The sequence below is a fragment of the Flavobacterium sp. WC2509 genome, from assembly GCF_052683105.1.
The window spans coordinates 1,036,180-1,052,819 of sequence record NZ_JBQZFG010000001.1 but is presented as its reverse complement, the minus strand read 5'-3'; the positions used below and the strand labels follow the sequence as shown (position 1 = coordinate 1,052,819).

Here is a 16,640-nt window from a genome sequence, read left to right as displayed (position 1 = left end):
AAGATAAAAAAGTTAGATGAAATTGATGTCATTAATTCAATTTCAAAAGCAGAAAGCTAAAAGAGATTTTTAGTCTGTTTCGTCTTCATCGGTAATATCATTTCCAAATTCATCGATATCTCTTCTGTCTTTTTTGGTAGGTCTCCCGGTTCCAGTTTTTCTATAATGCTCTTTGGATAGTTTTAGTAATTCTAAGTGAGCATAAACTTCGTCAGGAGTTTCATTTTTTCGATAGATATCAACGAGTTTAGCACCCACGCGATTTTCGGGGATGTCTAAAACGGTAATGATTTGTGTAATTTGATCCTTTCTAAAAGTAATTTTATCGGTAGGAAAAACTTCTTTCGAAGGCTTGGCAACAATACCATTTACTGTGATATGATTTTTTTTACACGCCTCGGTTACCATATTTCTGGTTTTATAATACCGAACACACCATAAATATTTGTCTATTCTCATGAATTTTCTAAAATCGAAGTTAAATACTTTACAAAAGTAAATCATTAATGTATATTTGCGACCTAAACCATACCTTAAATAATGAGCAAAATTAAGTTTTATTTTATTGTTTTGATTGCAATGATTACAGTGAGTTCTTGTAACAAAGATAATAATGATGAAGAAATAATTCCACCAAAACCTTATGCTGAGCAATATCCTATAGATATTGCCGCGATAGAAAATTATTTGAATACTCATTACATAAGTGACGTAGTTAATAAGCCTGGTTTTCCGGAAGATCAGGATGTAACAATATCAGAAATTACCGACGCTTCAAGTCCTGATCAAAGGTCTTTAATGTCTTATTTGAATAGTAATACACTTCCAAGATTAACCAGTAGAAATGTAGAAACTAGTAATGAGGTAGGTTCTCCCTTAGGAGGTCTTACTTATAAAATTTATACATTGGTAATTAGGGAAGGGGTTGGTAATGTTGGAGTTGGAGGTGAATATCCTTGCAATATGGATGCTGTTTTCGCTGGTTATAAAGGTACTTTATTGGATGGAACAGTATTTGATTCTTCAAATAATGGTCAGACCCCATTCGATTTAAGTTCAGCAGGAATCATTCGAGGTTGGTCTGAGGCATTTCCTCAATTTAAGACAGGTTGGGTTTCGTCAAATCAAGATGGGACAGTGAATTATAATGATTTTGGTGTAGGTGTAATGTTTCTTCCTTCTGCTATGGGATATTATGGTAATGCTCAAGCCGGTATTCCAGCATATTCTCCTTTAGTGTTTAGTGTAAAATTATATGCTTTGAAACGAGCAGATCACGATGCAGATGGTATTCCTGATTTTCAGGAAGATGTTGATCCTTCGCATAATCGTTATATGTATGTTTTTGCAACGGGAGTTGCTAATCCAGATGACAGTGATGGTGATGGTATTCCTGATTTCTTAGATATTGATGATGATAATGATACTTATTCAACAAGAGGAGAAATCAAAGATAAAGACGGTAACTATTATGCATTTGATAAAATTCCAGATTGTTCAGGAGATCAAACAATTGCAAATAGACTAAAACGACATTTGGATAAAAATTGTACCAAAATGAATCAATAATATAAATATCCCATTCTATACTAGACTGGGATTTTTTTTGGATTCTACCTTCCTAAAATAATCGTACAAAAAAAATCTGTTCAAATCAGTAGAATCGTTGTAAAAAGAAATACTTAGTAATTCTTGTCAAAGTGCAAAACCTACTTTAGTGAAATCTGTAGCAATATTCATCCAAGAAAATCTTAGGCATAAAAAAAAATCCCATCTCATTTTTTACAACGAGATGGGATTTTGTATTTATAGCGAAAGATTACTTTCTTTTGATCACTCTTTCTACAGCTTCAACAATCGCTTGATTGTTCAATTTGTATTTCTCCATTAATTGCTCAGGAGTTCCAGACTCACCAAAGCTATCATTTACAGCTACGAATTCTTGTGGAGCAGGTTGATTTAAAGTTAATACTCTAGAAACGCTTTCTCCAAGACCTCCAAGAATGTTGTGCTCTTCAGCAGTAACAACACATTTCGTTTTAGCTAATGATTTTAAAATAGCTTCTTCGTCTAGTGGCTTAATAGTATGGATATTGATTACTTCAGCAGAGATTCCTTTAGCTTCCAAAGCTTCTGCAGCAACTAAAGCTTCCCAAACTAAATGTCCAGTAGCGATAATTGTTACATCTGTACCTTCGTTAAGCATGATCGCTTTTCCAATTACGAAAGGTTCGTCAGCAGGAGTAAAGTTAGGTACTACAGGACGACCAAAACGCAAGTAAGCTGGACCTTGATGATCAGCAAGTGCTATTGTAGCTGCTTTAGTTTGATTGTGATCACAAGTGTTGATTACAGTCATTCCAGGTAACATTTTCATTAATCCAATGTCTTCTAATATTTGGTGAGTTGCACCATCTTCTCCAAGAGTTAATCCTGCGTGAGAAGCACATATTTTTACATTTTTCTCAGAGTAAGCTACTGATTGACGAATTTGATCGTAAACACGACCTGTCGAAAAGTTAGCAAAAGTTCCTGTAAAAGGAATTTTTCCTCCAATAGTTAATCCAGCTGCAATTCCAATCATGTTAGCTTCTGCAATTCCGATTTGGAAAAAACGCTCTGGGTGATTTTTTTTGAAATCATCAAATTTTAATGAACCAATCAAATCCGCACAAAGTGCCACAACTTTTTCATTCTTTTGACCTAATTCAGTCATTCCCACTCCAAAACCAGAACGGGTATCTTTACTTCCTGTATTTATATATTTTTTCATTTTTTTTTAAAAGCTATAAGCTGTAGGCTATAGGCAATAAGCATAGTGCTTAAAGCATAAAGCATAAAGCATTTTTAATAATCTGTATTACCTCCAGTATTATAATTTTGTTCCAAAGCATTTGCAAGTTGTGCATCATTTGGTGCTTTACCATGCCAAGCATGACTGTACATCATATAATCTACACCATTACCCATTTCAGTATGAAGTAATACGCAAACCGGTTTTCCTTTTCCTGTTCTTGCTTTTGCTTCATTCATTCCTCCAATGATAGCTTCAATGTCATTTCCTTTTGTAATTTCGATAACCTCCCAATCAAAAGCTTCGAATTTAGCACGGATGCTTCCCATTGCCAATACTTCATCAGTAGTACCGTCAATTTGTTTTCCGTTAAGATCGACAGTTGCAATAAGGTTGTCTACTTTTTTAGCAGATGCATACATAATTGCTTCCCAGTTTTGACCTTCTTGCAATTCACCATCTCCGTGAAGTGTATAAACAATATGATTGTCGTTGTTTAATTTTTTAGCTTGTGCAGCACCAATTGCTACAGATAATCCTTGTCCTAGTGATCCAGAAGCAATACGTACTCCAGGTAAATGGTCGTGAGTTGTAGGGTGACCTTGTAATCTTGAGTTAATAAGACGGAAAGTTGCTAATTCCTTTACTGGGAAATAACCACTTCTTGCCAAAACGCTGTAAAATACAGGCGAAATATGTCCGTTTGAAAGGAAAAATAAATCTTCTCCAATTCCGTCCATGTCAAATCCTTCTTTACGATCCATAAGGTTTTGGTACAAGGCTACTAGAAATTCAGTACATCCTAGAGATCCCCCTGGGTGACCTGAATTAACAGCGTGAACCATTCGAAGAATATCTCTTCTTACTTGGATAGTTAAATCGTTTAATTGTTGTGTGTTAGGCTTCATTTTGTGTGTAAAAGTTAAACTCCTGCAAAAGTAATTTTTATTTTGGCGTAAGACAAATGATTTTAAAGGCAATTTCAAACAAATTGTTATTTTATTGCTGATTTAAAAATAAAACACCGAATATATTTCTTTTATGAAAATAGTATATTGAAATTCAAATCATCTGCTTCGTCAGTTCGAAAAAGCTCTTCTGGGCGTGCCACCATAAGAAAAAGGGGCTGACTTATGCTACCGCTTAGTCGCCCCTTTTCCTTATGCTGTCGGGCTATCCACGCTACTTTGGTAGCTAGTTTCTATCCCTCACGCAAACGTAAAACCAGATATTTAGTAGATTGAGAAAGCCTTATTTTTCGTTTAAAGACTTCACTTTACGAGTATAAAATTGTTTTTCCATTAAGTCAATTGCCCAAATCCGTTGTAGCTGTTGGCGGCTGCATTTTTTATTCAGTTTGTTCAAATTCTAACCATTTTTTTTCAAAATAGACGACTTCTTTTGAATTTTCTTTCTGTATTTCAATTTTTGCAAAATCACCAATATTTTCTTTAAACTTAAGAGTGATGTTTTTCATTCCACTTGTTTCATAAAATGCTCCATAAGGACAGTTAAACGGATTATTTTCAACGTCTTTTGTGAAAATTGATAAAAGTATCATTCTTTTTGATTTTACATCTGGTTTTTCAAAACCAAATATTCTATGGTCACGTTTCATATTTACAGTAAGCCATATTAAGCTATCATTTTGCTCAATAGCTGCTTTGTTAATATATTCTTCATCTTGTTCAATTATTTCCGAGTTTTCTTTTTCAATTGCTTCAAGTTTATCATCTTGATTTTTTTCAACTTTCGGATTTCCTGAACAATCAATTTCCAATTTTTCAATACTATCAGGTTTTGGTTTTTCGATAACTTTTAATTCTTTTTCATTTTTGCAAGAAGAAAAAACGAATATTGTAATAACTAAAATTATGATTTTTTTCATTCCTATTTTTTTTAATGTTGCCGCCAACGTTCCCGACCGCTTGGATATATAAAAAATCAGTTGAGTACGATAGCGCGGATTTGTAATCCGTGCCCACAAAGATTGATTTTTTTGTTCTGTGTATTAGCTTTGTAGCTTATGATTGCGGGCACGGATTACAAATCCGAGCTATCGGGGTAAATCACCGTTATCTTTCGGATTTACCAAATCTTCCAAATTCAATCCCGACCGCTCGGATATTTAAAAAATTAGTTGAGTACGATAGCGCGGATTTGTAATCCGTGCCCACAAAGATTGATTATTTGTCCTGTGTCTTAACTTTGTAGATTATGATTACGGGTACGGATTACAAATCCGCGCTATCAGCTTTTTAAATTATTCGTTATTTTCGTCGCAATACTCGTTATAATAAAATACCATATCTGGAATGTTTTTTCTGGTAAATTTTCCATTATTAATCTGTTTTATTATTTTTTCGCAATCTGAAAAATATTTTTTGGAAGTTGTTTTAAAACTAAAAGAAATATCAGTTGCAAACTCTTCGCTTTTCTTTTTTACATAAAAAGTTTCTGTTGTAAATTCATATATTGAGAAATTTGTAGGGAGTTTTTCAGCGGTAATATTGCTTTTACTAGTATAATACATTCTTGACTCTCTATATAAATTTATATTGCCTTCCTCTATAACCTCAAATATTTTTGGTTTTGAGTGTTTTCCATATTTTAGATATTCAAATTTTTCAGAAAATCCATATCCAGAAAAAATTATTCCTTTAGCAATATCGTAGCTCCATTTATCTGGTTTATCTTCTTGTTCTAGTTTAAAGTAAATTTCATTATTTTTAATCTCCGCAAAACCTTTGATAGAAGTATTGTCATTAAAAATAATTGTAGCTTCTCTATAATCTTGACTAAAAGTAATATTGAAAAAAAGAAAAAAGAAAAGTGGCATTATTAATTTCATTAATCTTAAATTTTTTGTTTGATTTTTTTAAGCTTTTCTGGAGATAAACTAACCCCGACCGCTCGGATATATAAAAAATTAGTTGAGTACGATAGCGCGGATTTGTAATCCGTGCTCACAAAGATTGATTTTTTTTGTCCAGTTTCTTAGCTTTGTAGCTTATGATTGCGGGCACGGATTACAAATCCGCGCTATCGGGTATCGGGGTTTTCTTAGTCATCTGTAGTTTTCTAAAATTTCTTTTTAGCAAGTTTCTGCAAATATTCAAAACATTCTAGAAACTGATTTAAATTTCTTTCTGTTGTTTTATAGTCTGGACTCCAAACAAAATAGGATACTGAACCTGTTGTGTATCCAAATTCAATTTTACAAGATGTTCCGTCTGTTACCAATCCCATGTTTGAGTTTTCATTGATAATATCTGAACTCGATATCTTTCTAAAAAGCTGAATTGCTTTTTCATACTCAGAAAATGAAATATTAAATGTTGTATCAATTATTGATTGACTCCATTCTACTTTATATCCAGTTGGAGGTTCTGATTTTAATTTAAGCTGTACGCCTTTTTCATTGAGATTACTTATAAAAACGGATATATGATGATCTGGAATTCTTAAAGAATTATAAAAATCCACAGATATATAATCTCCTTTGATTGGTTTTACTTTTTCAAGGTCTTCAATTGTGATTGTTTTAGATTCACTTTTTTTACGATCTTGAATTTGCAAAAGACCACTATTTTGTCCGTATGTTGAAATACAACCTGTCAAGAGTAAAAGCACCAATAAAATACTACCTACTGTTATATGTTTCATCAATTTATTTTGTTTTTGCTGGGTATTGTGTCTTAGCTTTATAGCTTATGATTGCGGGCACGGATTACAAATCCGCGCTATCGGTTTTTTTTGATTTATCCTCAGTTTTAATCTTTATAATATTCTTCAGGTTTTGTTTTATTAAAATATGTTTCTGTTCCTTCTGAATTTTTAAATGAGTTCTGAATTTTAGTTGTTTTTCTTTTAAAAGTTCCATCAGCGTATACAGCGTGTCCAAAACCACATTCATATTCATTATCAAATGTTTTAATTGTCAAACTATTTTGGGTAAAAGTAAAAGTCCATTTGCATCCATTGTCAGCATAGTTAAATTTTGTATAAAATACTCCAATGTTATTCGTGATTTTAACTCGACCGTATAATGAACCCATATTGTATGAAGGTGCGCCTCGATTTAAATCAATATAAAAAAGAATTGTATTGTCTGTTTCAGGATAAATATAAATTGTTCCAACTCTTCCTTTTTCTATACCTGTTCCAAAACTATATTCTCCAGCATATTTTACTGTCAAAATCTTATTTTTTGTCTGAGCAGAACTTGTGAATGATAACCACAAAAGGCCAAGTATTATTATATTTTTCATAAATTCATTGTTTTTTATAGGAGGTTTTTATAACACAATTCTATTTAATATTTTTGCAAATATTCCGTTATATTCTCGATTCTGATTGGTGCTTGCAGGTAACTGGTTCATATGCGCAACTCTGTCACGCATACCCACCCAAATCTAGGTAGCTTTGTCTGACAAACATAATCTTAATTTTTCAAATTTACACCTGCATATATCCATTTCTAGGTTTTATTGCTTCCGCATCATCTCCCTAAACGCCTCCAACTGGATTTCCATTTTTTGTATGATTATCTCTTTCTGGGCTAGTTCTTCTTTTAGGGCTTTTTCACGAATTGTTTCAAAACGATAGGGCAGGTATTCGCCCAATTGAGCGATAAAATTGTGTTTCAATACCAGGCTGAGCTTCCATAAAACGGCAAACTGCAGCGTATCTCTTTTACAATAGGCAGCCAGTCCTTTTGGATCTATGTTTAGCGCTCTGGCTACAGCTGCTTTGCTTACAAGCTGCTGCGAAATGTGATAATTGATAAAATTCCCCACCAGCGGGTACTGATCGCCTCTGTCGTGGCTGTATTTTTTATTGTTGTTTATCATAATAGTCGTTTTTAAATAGTGTATAGTATCAAATTAGTAATCAAAGCACCCCATTATCCCCCCTAATACTACCTATAAACAGTCCCTCTAGGGATGGTTATTGGGTGTATTACTGGTGCAAAGTGGTTGTCTTGTTACCTCAAAACAGGGACTATACACCCTATAGTCAGGGGTTTTGCCCCTTGTTTGTAGGAGGTATAGGGTGCTTTTATAGGTGTAAGAATGACTAAAAGCACCACTATTGGTAATGGAAAACATCCCGTATAGTCCCTTTTTTGAGTCATTATTGCGACAAAAAAAGGCCCCATAGCATAATGGGGCCAGTTAGCATGGTAACGGTTGTTATTGAACGGGGGCAGGAGGTGCTGCAACAGTTCCTGAACTGCTGTTGCTGGCAAAACGTTTTTTGAGTTGCTCTACAATACTGTCGGCACCAGAAACTCCGGCATCGGCAGCTGATCCAAAAATTTTGTACATCGCAAGAGCCGATCCATAGGCTTCGTTTCCTGCCAGCATTTTAGTGTCTTCTATACGTTCGCAAAGTTGGTTTGCTATTCCAGAGAGTTCATCCAATTGGGCAAAAAGGGTTAGATCGCTTTGCATATTCGGTAACGAAATGTAGGTTGGGATAAGCGTGGGGTTGTTTACGCTGGCATTGATAGCATCCTCGGTAAAGGCTTTGTTGTTGACATCAATACTGTTTAATGTTTTTCTTTCATCGGCGGTTAGACCTACCAAAAACGGTAGATTGGTCAAAATAGTTTGAAACGCAGTTTTGACTGCTGTTACTTGTGCTGCTGTTGCAGTAACGCTTACGCGGTTGTTGAGCAAATTTGCCATAAATAGTTTTTTTAATGGGTTTCTGTAGAAATAGACTACAAAACAAAGCTATACTATTATTAATTTATATAATAATGTTTTTCTTACTTTTTATGAATTATTTGTTAAAAACATATAGAAATTACTTTCAATTTTATATGAATTGTCTTTTTGAAAGGGGTTGCGGGCTTGTGTGTGATTTTATTAAGGTGAGGAATTGCTATTTTTATTGTCACGCAGATTTTACAGATTTATGCAGATTTTTTACTCATTTATCTGTGTAAATCTGTTGAATCTGCGTGCTGTTTTTTTGTTTGACATTTGGCTTGAGGGAAATGCCATCGATTTGTCATTCCGAAGAATGAGGAATCACACCAGTGACTCACGTTATGTGATTCCTCATTCTTCGGAATGACAAAAAAATACTTAATTTAATTACATTGGGTTCGCGTGAGGGATAGCAGCTGGCTACCGAAGTAGCGCGAATAGCCCGGCCGCAATGGAGAATGGCCCGTATATGCGCAAACTAAATTAGGGCCATTTTCTATTGTGGTCACGCCCAGATGATTTTTAGATTTGTATTCGTAAACATTTTTGGGTTTAATAATTATCTAATTTTATTCCGAGGAGAATTTAAATTTTGGTTGTCATGAACCCGCTTTTCATGCATAGGAAGGGAAATATTTTTTTGATGCGGGTTTTAAATTAACCTATCTTTGCCGACTGATAAAAAGACTATATGAAGTTTGATTTACTAAAAACAGATCCGCAGTCGAAAGCGCGTGCGGGAAGTATTACTACTGATCACGGTGTGATCGAAACACCAATTTTTATGCCTGTTGGTACAGTAGCTTCGGTAAAAGGAGTGCACCAACGAGAATTAAAAGAAGAAATAAATCCTGATATTATCCTGGGGAATACCTATCATTTGTATTTGCGACCACAAACCGAAATTCTTGAAAAAGCGGGTGGTTTGCATAAATTTATGGGTTGGGACCGTAATATTTTGACAGATTCGGGAGGGTATCAAGTATATTCTCTTTCGAATAATAGAAAAATTAAGGAAGAAGGTGTGAAGTTTAAATCGCATATTGATGGTTCGTACCACTTTTTTACGCCTGAAAATGTAATGGAAATTCAACGTACCATTGGAGCTGATATCATCATGGCTTTTGATGAGTGTACGCCTTATCCTTGCGATTATCGTTATGCACAACGTTCGATGCACATGACGCACCGTTGGTTGGATCGTTGTATCAGCCATTTGGATAAAGTTCCTTTTAAATATGGATATGAGCAAACGTTTTTCCCGATTGTACAAGGAAGTACGTATAAAGATTTACGCCGTCAGTCGGCTGAATATATTGCGAATTCTGGTCAACAAGGAAATGCCATCGGTGGACTTTCGGTAGGGGAGCCAGCGGAAGAAATGTACGCGATGACCGAAGTGGTTTGTGAAATTTTGCCAGAAGACAAGCCTCGTTATTTGATGGGTGTTGGAACTCCTATTAATATTCTGGAGAATATAGCTCTTGGAATTGATATGTTTGATTGTGTGATGCCAACGCGTAATGCCAGAAACGGTATGTTGTTTACGGCAAACGGAACAATCAACATCAAAAATAAAAAGTGGGAAGCTGATTTTTCGGTTATAGACGAAATGGGGCATACTTTTGTAGATTTAGAATACAGTAAAGCGTATTTGCGTCACTTGTTTGCTGCCAACGAATACCTTGGGAAACAAATTGCTACCATTCATAATCTAGGTTTCTATATGTGGCTGGTTCGCGAAGCTAGAAAACATATCCTAGAAGGTGATTTTAGACCATGGAAAGAAATGATGGTGAAAAATATGAGCCAAAGACTGTAAATTAGTTGATGGTTGATAGTTGATAGTTGTCAGAATTCTATCAACTGACAACCAATAACCAACAACCAAAATATATGCTAACAATAATTGACAAATACATTTTAAAAAGATATTTAGCCACTTTTGCGGTGATGCTTTTGTTATTTGCTCCTATTGGGATAATTATCGACATATCGGAGAAAATCAATAAAATGATTGAGAATCATGTGCCAGTTTTAAAAATTGCCATTTATTATTATCATTTTACAATCTACTTTATGAATAACCTCTTTCCTATATTTTTGTTTATATCGGTGATTTGGTTTACCTCTAAGTTGGCAAATGATACTGAGATTATTGCTATTTTGAGTTCTGGTATTTCGTTTACGAGATTTTTAAGACCTTATATTATAGGAGCTTCAATAATATCGGTTATTGTTTTACTGATGGGTTTTTATGTGATACCTGTTTCTAGCGAGGGTTATAATAATTTTAGATATACGTATCTCCGGAATGACGGAAAGGCATTGATGAGGGGAGATAATACGGATGTTTACAGACAGATTAATGATCATGATTTTATCTATGTAAACAGCTTTAATAATGAGTCCCAAATGGCTTTTAATTTTTCGTTAGAACGTTTTAAAAAGGAAAAATTAGAATATAAAATTACGGCTAGCAGAATCAAATGGAATCCTAAAGAAAAGAACTATTCATTATTTGATTATACAAAAAGAACGGTTGGTCCTGAAAATGATGTGATTGAAAAATCACCCGAAAAGAAGATGAAATTTAGTTTTGATCTTCAGGATTTGGCACCTGTAGTTTATATAGCGGAGACTTTGAGTCTGGGAGATTTGAATGCGTTTATCGACAAAGAAAAAAAACGAGGCTCATCAAATATCAATGTGTATTTAGTTGTTTTGTATAAAAAGTATAGTGTGCCAGTTTCGGCATTTATATTGACGATTATTGCGGTTTCGGTATCTTCTATGAAGCGAAGAGGAGGAATGGGAGTTAATCTGGCTATAGGAATTGCTGTGGCTTTCTCATTTGTCTTTTTTGATAAAATATTTGGTGTATTGGCAGAAAAATCAGCATTTTCTCCACTTTTAGCCGTATGGTTGCCTAATATAGTTTTTGGAATATTAGCTGTTTATTTACTACGAAATGCGAAACGATAATTTAAAAAGTTACCTTAATTTACATTTAATTGTTTTTATTTGGGGTTTTACAGCAATTTTAGGCGCATTAATAACGATTCAGTCTGATTTTTTAGTTTGGTATCGAATGTGTTTTGCAGCTATTTTTTTGGCTGGTTTTATTGTGCTAAAGAAAAAATCCTTTACAGTAACTCCCAAAGTTTTAATTAAGTTTTTATTTGTCGGGCTTTTAATTGCCTTGCATTGGATTTTCTTTTTTGAAGCTATAAAAATCTCTACGGTTTCTATCACCTTATCAGTTTTTTCATTGGGAGCTTTTTTTGCGTCTTTACTGGAACCTTTGTTTTATGGACGTAAAGTGCTTTGGTATGAAGTCTTTTTTGGATTGATTATTATTGCAGGCTTAGGACTGATTATGCAAGTGGAGATTAATTACTGGAACGGAATGATATTGGCATTAGTTTCTATTCTATTAGGGGTATTGTTTACTTTAATGAATGGAAAACTAATCGTGAATCATGATCCTTCGGTAATTTCATTTTATGAGTTTTTGGCGGGGTTTATTTTCATTTCGATCTATTTTTTATTTAAAGGTTCTTTCACCGCAGAATTTTTTACATTGTCTGCCAAGAATTGGATTTTGATTTTAATTTTAGCTTCGATTTGTACCGCTTATGCCTTTACAGCTTCTGTAAAAGTAATGCGACAATTATCGCCATATACTGTTATGTTAACCACTAATTTAGAGCCAGTTTACGGTATAGTGTTGGCTTTTTTTATCATTGGTGGAAAAGAAAAAATGAGTACTGAATTTTATATAGGCGCCATTGTAATTGTAATTACAGTACTCTTGAACGGTATTATAAAACACTATAGAAAGGAAGATTGATTGTAAGGTTTTTTGTTATTGTAAAATCTATTTTTTTCTACTTAAGTAAAAAAGTAAGTGTATAACGAGATTAAATTTTATATTTGCAGTTCCAAATTGAAAATTGAAAAAATAATAAATTCGCACGAATCCTATGGAATATTTAGATTTTGAGCTTCCTATAAAAGAACTTGAAGAGCAATTAGATAAATGTGTTGTTATTGGTCTAGAGTCGGATGTTGATGTTACTAATACTTGTAAACAAATCAACAAAAAATTAGAGGAAACTAAAAAGAGCATTTATAAAAACTTAACCGCTTGGCAACGTGTACAATTGTCAAGACATCCAAGTAGACCTTATACTTTAGATCATATTAGAGGGCTTTGTGGAGATACTTTTTTAGAGCTTCATGGAGACAGAGGTTTTAAAGATGATAAAGCCATGATTGGTGGTTTAGGTAAAATAGGCGATCAATCGTTTATGATTATTGGGCAGCAAAAAGGGTTTAATACAAAGACTCGTCAGTATAGAAATTTTGGGATGGCAAATCCTGAAGGCTATAGAAAAGCGTTGCGTTTGATGAAAATGGCTGAGAAATTTGGAATTCCTGTTGTTACTTTAGTTGATACTCCGGGTGCCTATCCAGGTTTAGAAGCTGAGGAACGCGGACAAGGAGAAGCTATTGCCAGAAATATTTTTGAAATGGTTCTTTTGAAAGTGCCAATCATAACTATTATTGTTGGTGAAGGTGCTTCTGGTGGTGCATTAGGAATAGGTGTTGGAGATCGCGTTTATATGCTTGAAAATACTTGGTATTCTGTAATTTCACCAGAATCTTGTTCTTCTATTTTATGGAAAAGCTGGGACTACAAAGAACAAGCTGCTGAAGCTTTGAAATTAACTTCTGCTGACATGAAAAAACAAAAATTGGTAGATGATATTATTCCAGAACCTCTTGGAGGAGCTCATTATGATAGAGAGACTACGTTTAAAACAGTAGAGCAATATATATTGAAAGGATATAACGAATTAAAAGACTTATCAACAGCTGATTTAATCGCCCAGAGAATGGAGAAATACAGTAAAATGGGTGAGTTTAAAGAATAACGACCATTATTAAGTTCTTAATCCGAAGCCTTACAGTTTCGGATTTTTTTTTGGTTATAAACAAAAAACGAGTATTTATAAACAATAAATTGTAATAACTCAATTGTGATTTTTTTTTAATTTTAGTTACTTTCGCTAAATGGAAAATTTTAAAAATGTGAGCCCATTTAAAGTGGACAAGACTACAATAATAAGCCTGGAAAAAGGAAAGTTACCCCCGCAAGTATTAGATTTAGAAGAAGCTGTACTTGGGGCAATGATGATTGATAAAAAAGGTGTTGATGAGGTAATTGACATCTTGCAACCCGATGCGTTTTATAAAGAAGCTCACAAATATATTTTTGAAGCCATAATTCAATTATTTAATGATACACAGCCTATCGATTTATTGACTGTTTCGGCTCAACTTCGAAAAAACGCAAAATTAGACCTTGCAGGCGGTGATTTTTATCTAATTCAGCTTACACAAAAAATTTCCTCATCTGCGCATATTGAATTTCACTCCAGAATTATTCTTCAAAAGTTTATTCAACGAAGTCTAATTCGAATTTCATCTGAAATTATTGAAGCTTCATATGATGAAACTGCCGATGTATTTGATTTATTAGATCAAGCCGAATCTAAACTTTATGAGGTTACGCAAGGGAATATTAAACGTAGTTCCGAAACAGCTCAGAGTTTAGTGCTACAAGCCAAAAAGCGTATTGAAGAAATCGCAGGACAAGAAGGACTTTCTGGTGTGGCGACTGGTTTTGATAAATTAGATAAACTTACTTCGGGCTGGCAGCCTAGTGATTTAATAATCATTGCGGCAAGACCTGCGATGGGAAAAACAGCTTTTGTATTATCTATGGCTAGAAATATTGCTATAGACTTTGGGCATCCTGTGGCTTTGTTTTCTTTGGAGATGGCATCAGTACAGTTGATTACGAGGTTGATTTCTTCTGAAACTGGATTATCTTCTGAGAAATTGCGTACTGGGAAATTAGAGAAACACGAGTGGGAACAGCTTAGTACGAAAGTTAAGAACTTAGAAAAAGCACCACTTTTTATAGATGATACGCCTTCGTTATCCATTTTTGACTTAAGAGCAAAAGCAAGACGTTTGGTTTCGCAACATGGTATAAAAATTATTATTATTGATTATTTGCAATTGATGACTGCGGGTGGAAATGGTAAAGGAGGAGGAAATCGTGAACAGGAAATTTCTACGATCTCTCGAAATCTAAAAGCATTAGCCAAGGAATTGAATGTTCCTGTAATTGCACTTTCACAATTATCGCGTGCGGTAGAAACCCGTGGATCGAGTAAAAGACCTTTGCTTTCGGATCTTCGTGAATCTGGAGCGATTGAGCAGGATGCGGATATTGTTTCCTTTTTATACCGTCCAGAATATTATAAAATTGATGAATGGGATGATGAAGAAGCATCTCCAACGGCTGGACAAGCAGAAATCATGATCGCCAAACATAGAAATGGTGGTATCGAAAACGTTCGTTTGAAATTTATTGGACATTTAGGACGTTTTGATAATCTAGAAGATCATAGTGGTGGTTATGACGATTTACCTTCGAGTATGAACCATGACGAAAATTCGTTTATCACTAAAAATCTTCCTTCGGCAAATGATGCTTTTGGAAGTAATTTTAATAATGATGATGATGATGATATGCCTTTTTAAAATATAAAGAAGCATAACAATTAAATATTTGTTATCTATTTAAAATATTGAAATAAAAGTAGAAAAGGCTGTTTCGCAAGATGTGAAATAGCCTTTTTTGTACTTTGACTGTTTTAGAACTATTAAATCTATTGTTAAGAATAAGGATTTATTATTAATGTGAGATGTTATAAATCGTGTAGTTTTAACTATTTTTGACAGAAAGAAAGTAAATTGGCAGCGTGCAAATAAAAAAAATAAAATGGTTTTGAAGAAGATAGTTTTTATTGTTTTAATCCTAGTTTCGTTTTCAGTCAAGGCTTCTTTTATTTTGTTGCCAATGGATGAAACTACGCAGAAAAATCACCTTAAAGCTTACGGGATTACCTATTGGTGTTTAGCCAAAAATTACAAAGCAAGTTGGTTACTCAATTATCGCGGCGGTTCTTTTTTATTGCCAGATGCTGATGAGATTAGGAAAGAATGTCAAATTCGTGGCGTAAGTTTTGAAGTGCTTTCGGATGCAGAACAAGCCTCAATACTGAATGAAATTGCAAGTCCTTCTCAAAACATGGAAGCTGTAATTTTAGAAAAAGCACCAAAAGTTGCCGTTTATACTCCAAAGGGAAAACAACCGTGGGATGATGCTGTAACGCTGGTTCTGACTTATGCCGAAATTCCGTTTACACCTATATATGATGAAGAAGTTTTAAGTGATCAATTGGTATTGTATGATTGGTTGCATTTGCATCATGAGGATTACACTGGTCAGTATGGAAAGTTTTATGGAGCCTACAAGAATGTTCCTTGGTATATCGATCAAAAACGAGATGCGGAGGCTCTGGCTAAGAAGTTAGGATATGAAAAAGTGTCTCAGGAAAAAGGGGCTGTCGCCAAGAAAATACGTGATTTTGTAATTGGAGGTGGATTTTTGTTTGCGATGTGTTCAGCTACTGATAGTTTTGATATTGCATTGTCAGCAGATGGAGTAGATATTTGTGAAGCGATGTTTGATGGAGATCCTAGTGAGGCCAATTACCAATCCAAATTGAATTTTAATAATACTTTTGCTTTCAAAAATTTTACTTTGGAAAGAAGACCAGAGGAATACGAGTTTTCGAATATCGATATGACCACGAAAAGAAGGATTCCAATGGAAAAAGATTATTTTACACTGATGGAATATTCAGCCAAATGGGATTTTATTCCCAGCATGTTGTGCCAAAATCATACGCAATTAATCAAAGGATTTATGGGGCAAACTACCGCATTTGATTCTGAATTAATAAAATCGAATGTTTTGAAAATGGGTACTTGTGAACTCGATGGTGAAGCTCGCTATATTCATGGTGAAAAAGGAAAAGGAATGTTTACTTTTTATGGAGGCCACGATCCGGAAGATTACCAACATCAGGTTGGGGATCCCGCAACAGTCCTAGACTTGCATCCCAATTCTCCAGGTTATCGTTTGATTTTGAATAATGTTTTGTTTCCTGCTGCTAGAAAGAAAAAGCAAAAAACGTAGG

The 16,640-nt window shown here is 34.3% G+C and carries 16 protein-coding genes; 7 read left to right on the top strand and 9 right to left on the bottom strand.

The genetic code is table 11. The features are described from left to right. Positions 1-69: 69 nt before the first annotated feature. A complete protein-coding gene (locus tag ACUN3A_RS04140; protein WP_445550079.1) occupies positions 70-459 on the bottom strand; it encodes an RNA-binding S4 domain-containing protein in 390 nt (129 codons plus the stop codon). Positions 460-540: 81 nt separating this feature from the next. On the opposite strand from ACUN3A_RS04140, the gene ACUN3A_RS04135 reads away from it, so the two are divergent. Then, on the top strand, positions 541-1,569 hold the full coding sequence (locus tag ACUN3A_RS04135) for an FKBP-type peptidyl-prolyl cis-trans isomerase (protein WP_445550078.1): 1,029 nt from the start codon (positions 541-543) through the stop codon (positions 1,567-1,569). Positions 1,570-1,819: 250 nt separating this feature from the next. Here the strand turns inward: ACUN3A_RS04135 and ACUN3A_RS04130 are convergent, their stop codons facing one another. The 8 genes from ACUN3A_RS04130 to ACUN3A_RS04095 form a co-directional block, all read right to left on the bottom strand. After that, positions 1,820-2,773: a transketolase family protein gene (locus tag ACUN3A_RS04130; protein WP_445550077.1), complete on the bottom strand. Its 954-nt coding sequence runs from the start codon at positions 2,771-2,773 to the stop codon at positions 1,820-1,822. 74 nt (positions 2,774-2,847) lie between these two features. Continuing rightward, the gene (locus ACUN3A_RS04125; RefSeq protein ID WP_445550076.1) at positions 2,848-3,702 is read right to left on the bottom strand and encodes a transketolase; all 855 of its coding nucleotides are present in this window, start codon (positions 3,700-3,702) and stop codon (positions 2,848-2,850) included. Positions 3,703-4,142: 440 nt separating this feature from the next. Beyond that, positions 4,143-4,682, bottom strand: coding sequence for a hypothetical protein (locus tag ACUN3A_RS04120; RefSeq protein WP_445550075.1), 540 nt, complete (start codon positions 4,680-4,682; stop codon positions 4,143-4,145). 375 nt (positions 4,683-5,057) lie between these two features. Further along, positions 5,058-5,645, bottom strand: a complete 588-nt coding sequence (locus tag ACUN3A_RS04115) for a hypothetical protein (RefSeq protein ID WP_445550074.1) — start codon at positions 5,643-5,645, stop codon at positions 5,058-5,060. 230 nt (positions 5,646-5,875) lie between these two features. Further along, complete coding sequence (locus tag ACUN3A_RS04110) at positions 5,876-6,460, bottom strand: hypothetical protein (protein ID WP_445550073.1); 585 nt, start codon at positions 6,458-6,460, stop codon at positions 5,876-5,878. Between the two features lie 107 nt (positions 6,461-6,567). Beyond that, the gene (locus tag ACUN3A_RS04105; protein WP_445550072.1) at positions 6,568-7,065 is read right to left on the bottom strand and encodes a hypothetical protein; all 498 of its coding nucleotides are present in this window, start codon (positions 7,063-7,065) and stop codon (positions 6,568-6,570) included. 216 nt (positions 7,066-7,281) lie between these two features. Further along, positions 7,282-7,647: a hypothetical protein gene (locus ACUN3A_RS04100; RefSeq protein ID WP_445550071.1), complete on the bottom strand. Its 366-nt coding sequence runs from the start codon at positions 7,645-7,647 to the stop codon at positions 7,282-7,284. Between the two features lie 342 nt (positions 7,648-7,989). Then, positions 7,990-8,487: a hypothetical protein gene (locus ACUN3A_RS04095; protein WP_445550070.1), complete on the bottom strand. Its 498-nt coding sequence runs from the start codon at positions 8,485-8,487 to the stop codon at positions 7,990-7,992. Positions 8,488-9,205: 718 nt separating this feature from the next. On the opposite strand from ACUN3A_RS04095, the gene tgt reads away from it, so the two are divergent. From tgt to ACUN3A_RS04065, 6 genes are all read left to right on the top strand, one after another. Further along, a complete protein-coding gene (tgt, locus tag ACUN3A_RS04090; protein ID WP_445550069.1) occupies positions 9,206-10,336 on the top strand; it encodes a tRNA guanosine(34) transglycosylase Tgt in 1,131 nt (376 codons plus the stop codon). A 74-nt stretch (positions 10,337-10,410) separates the two neighbouring features. After that, complete coding sequence (locus tag ACUN3A_RS04085; protein ID WP_445550068.1) at positions 10,411-11,499, top strand: LptF/LptG family permease; 1,089 nt, start codon at positions 10,411-10,413, stop codon at positions 11,497-11,499. Further along, the gene (locus ACUN3A_RS04080) at positions 11,486-12,367 is read left to right on the top strand and encodes a DMT family transporter (protein WP_445550067.1); all 882 of its coding nucleotides are present in this window, start codon (positions 11,486-11,488) and stop codon (positions 12,365-12,367) included. The genes ACUN3A_RS04085 and ACUN3A_RS04080 overlap by 14 nt, the downstream gene beginning before the upstream one ends. A 133-nt stretch (positions 12,368-12,500) precedes the next feature. Continuing rightward, entirely contained in the window at positions 12,501-13,454 is a 954-nt protein-coding gene (locus tag ACUN3A_RS04075) for an acetyl-CoA carboxylase carboxyltransferase subunit alpha (protein WP_445550066.1), read from the top strand. A gap of 139 nt (positions 13,455-13,593) precedes the next feature. Continuing rightward, entirely contained in the window at positions 13,594-15,135 is a 1,542-nt protein-coding gene (gene dnaB, locus ACUN3A_RS04070; protein WP_445550065.1) for a replicative DNA helicase, read from the top strand. Between the two features lie 241 nt (positions 15,136-15,376). Beyond that, the gene (locus ACUN3A_RS04065; RefSeq protein ID WP_445550064.1) at positions 15,377-16,639 is read left to right on the top strand and encodes an asparagine synthetase B; all 1,263 of its coding nucleotides are present in this window, start codon (positions 15,377-15,379) and stop codon (positions 16,637-16,639) included. The last annotated feature ends 1 nt before the right edge of the window (position 16,640 follow it).

Bases quoted from the DNA above. Each gene is read 5' to 3' on its own strand.
- ACUN3A_RS04140 (WP_445550079.1), bottom strand. From the start codon at position 459: ATGAGAATAGACAAATATTTATGGTGTGTTCGGTATTATAAAACCAGA.
- ACUN3A_RS04135 (WP_445550078.1), top strand. From the start codon at position 541: ATGAGCAAAATTAAGTTTTATTTTATTGTTTTGATTGCAATGATTACA.
- ACUN3A_RS04130 (WP_445550077.1), bottom strand. From the start codon at position 2,773: ATGAAAAAATATATAAATACAGGAAGTAAAGATACCCGTTCTGGTTTT.
- ACUN3A_RS04125 (WP_445550076.1), bottom strand. From the start codon at position 3,702: ATGAAGCCTAACACACAACAATTAAACGATTTAACTATCCAAGTAAGA.
- ACUN3A_RS04120 (WP_445550075.1), bottom strand. From the start codon at position 4,682: ATGAAAAAAATCATAATTTTAGTTATTACAATATTCGTTTTTTCTTCT.
- ACUN3A_RS04115 (WP_445550074.1), bottom strand. From the start codon at position 5,645: ATGAAATTAATAATGCCACTTTTCTTTTTTCTTTTTTTCAATATTACT.
- ACUN3A_RS04110 (WP_445550073.1), bottom strand. From the start codon at position 6,460: ATGAAACATATAACAGTAGGTAGTATTTTATTGGTGCTTTTACTCTTG.
- ACUN3A_RS04105 (WP_445550072.1), bottom strand. From the start codon at position 7,065: ATGAAAAATATAATAATACTTGGCCTTTTGTGGTTATCATTCACAAGT.
- ACUN3A_RS04100 (WP_445550071.1), bottom strand. From the start codon at position 7,647: ATGATAAACAACAATAAAAAATACAGCCACGACAGAGGCGATCAGTAC.
- ACUN3A_RS04095 (WP_445550070.1), bottom strand. From the start codon at position 8,487: ATGGCAAATTTGCTCAACAACCGCGTAAGCGTTACTGCAACAGCAGCA.
- tgt (WP_445550069.1), top strand. From the start codon at position 9,206: ATGAAGTTTGATTTACTAAAAACAGATCCGCAGTCGAAAGCGCGTGCG.
- ACUN3A_RS04085 (WP_445550068.1), top strand. From the start codon at position 10,411: ATGCTAACAATAATTGACAAATACATTTTAAAAAGATATTTAGCCACT.
- ACUN3A_RS04080 (WP_445550067.1), top strand. From the start codon at position 11,486: ATGCGAAACGATAATTTAAAAAGTTACCTTAATTTACATTTAATTGTT.
- ACUN3A_RS04075 (WP_445550066.1), top strand. From the start codon at position 12,501: ATGGAATATTTAGATTTTGAGCTTCCTATAAAAGAACTTGAAGAGCAA.
- dnaB (WP_445550065.1), top strand. From the start codon at position 13,594: ATGGAAAATTTTAAAAATGTGAGCCCATTTAAAGTGGACAAGACTACA.
- ACUN3A_RS04065 (WP_445550064.1), top strand. From the start codon at position 15,377: ATGGTTTTGAAGAAGATAGTTTTTATTGTTTTAATCCTAGTTTCGTTT.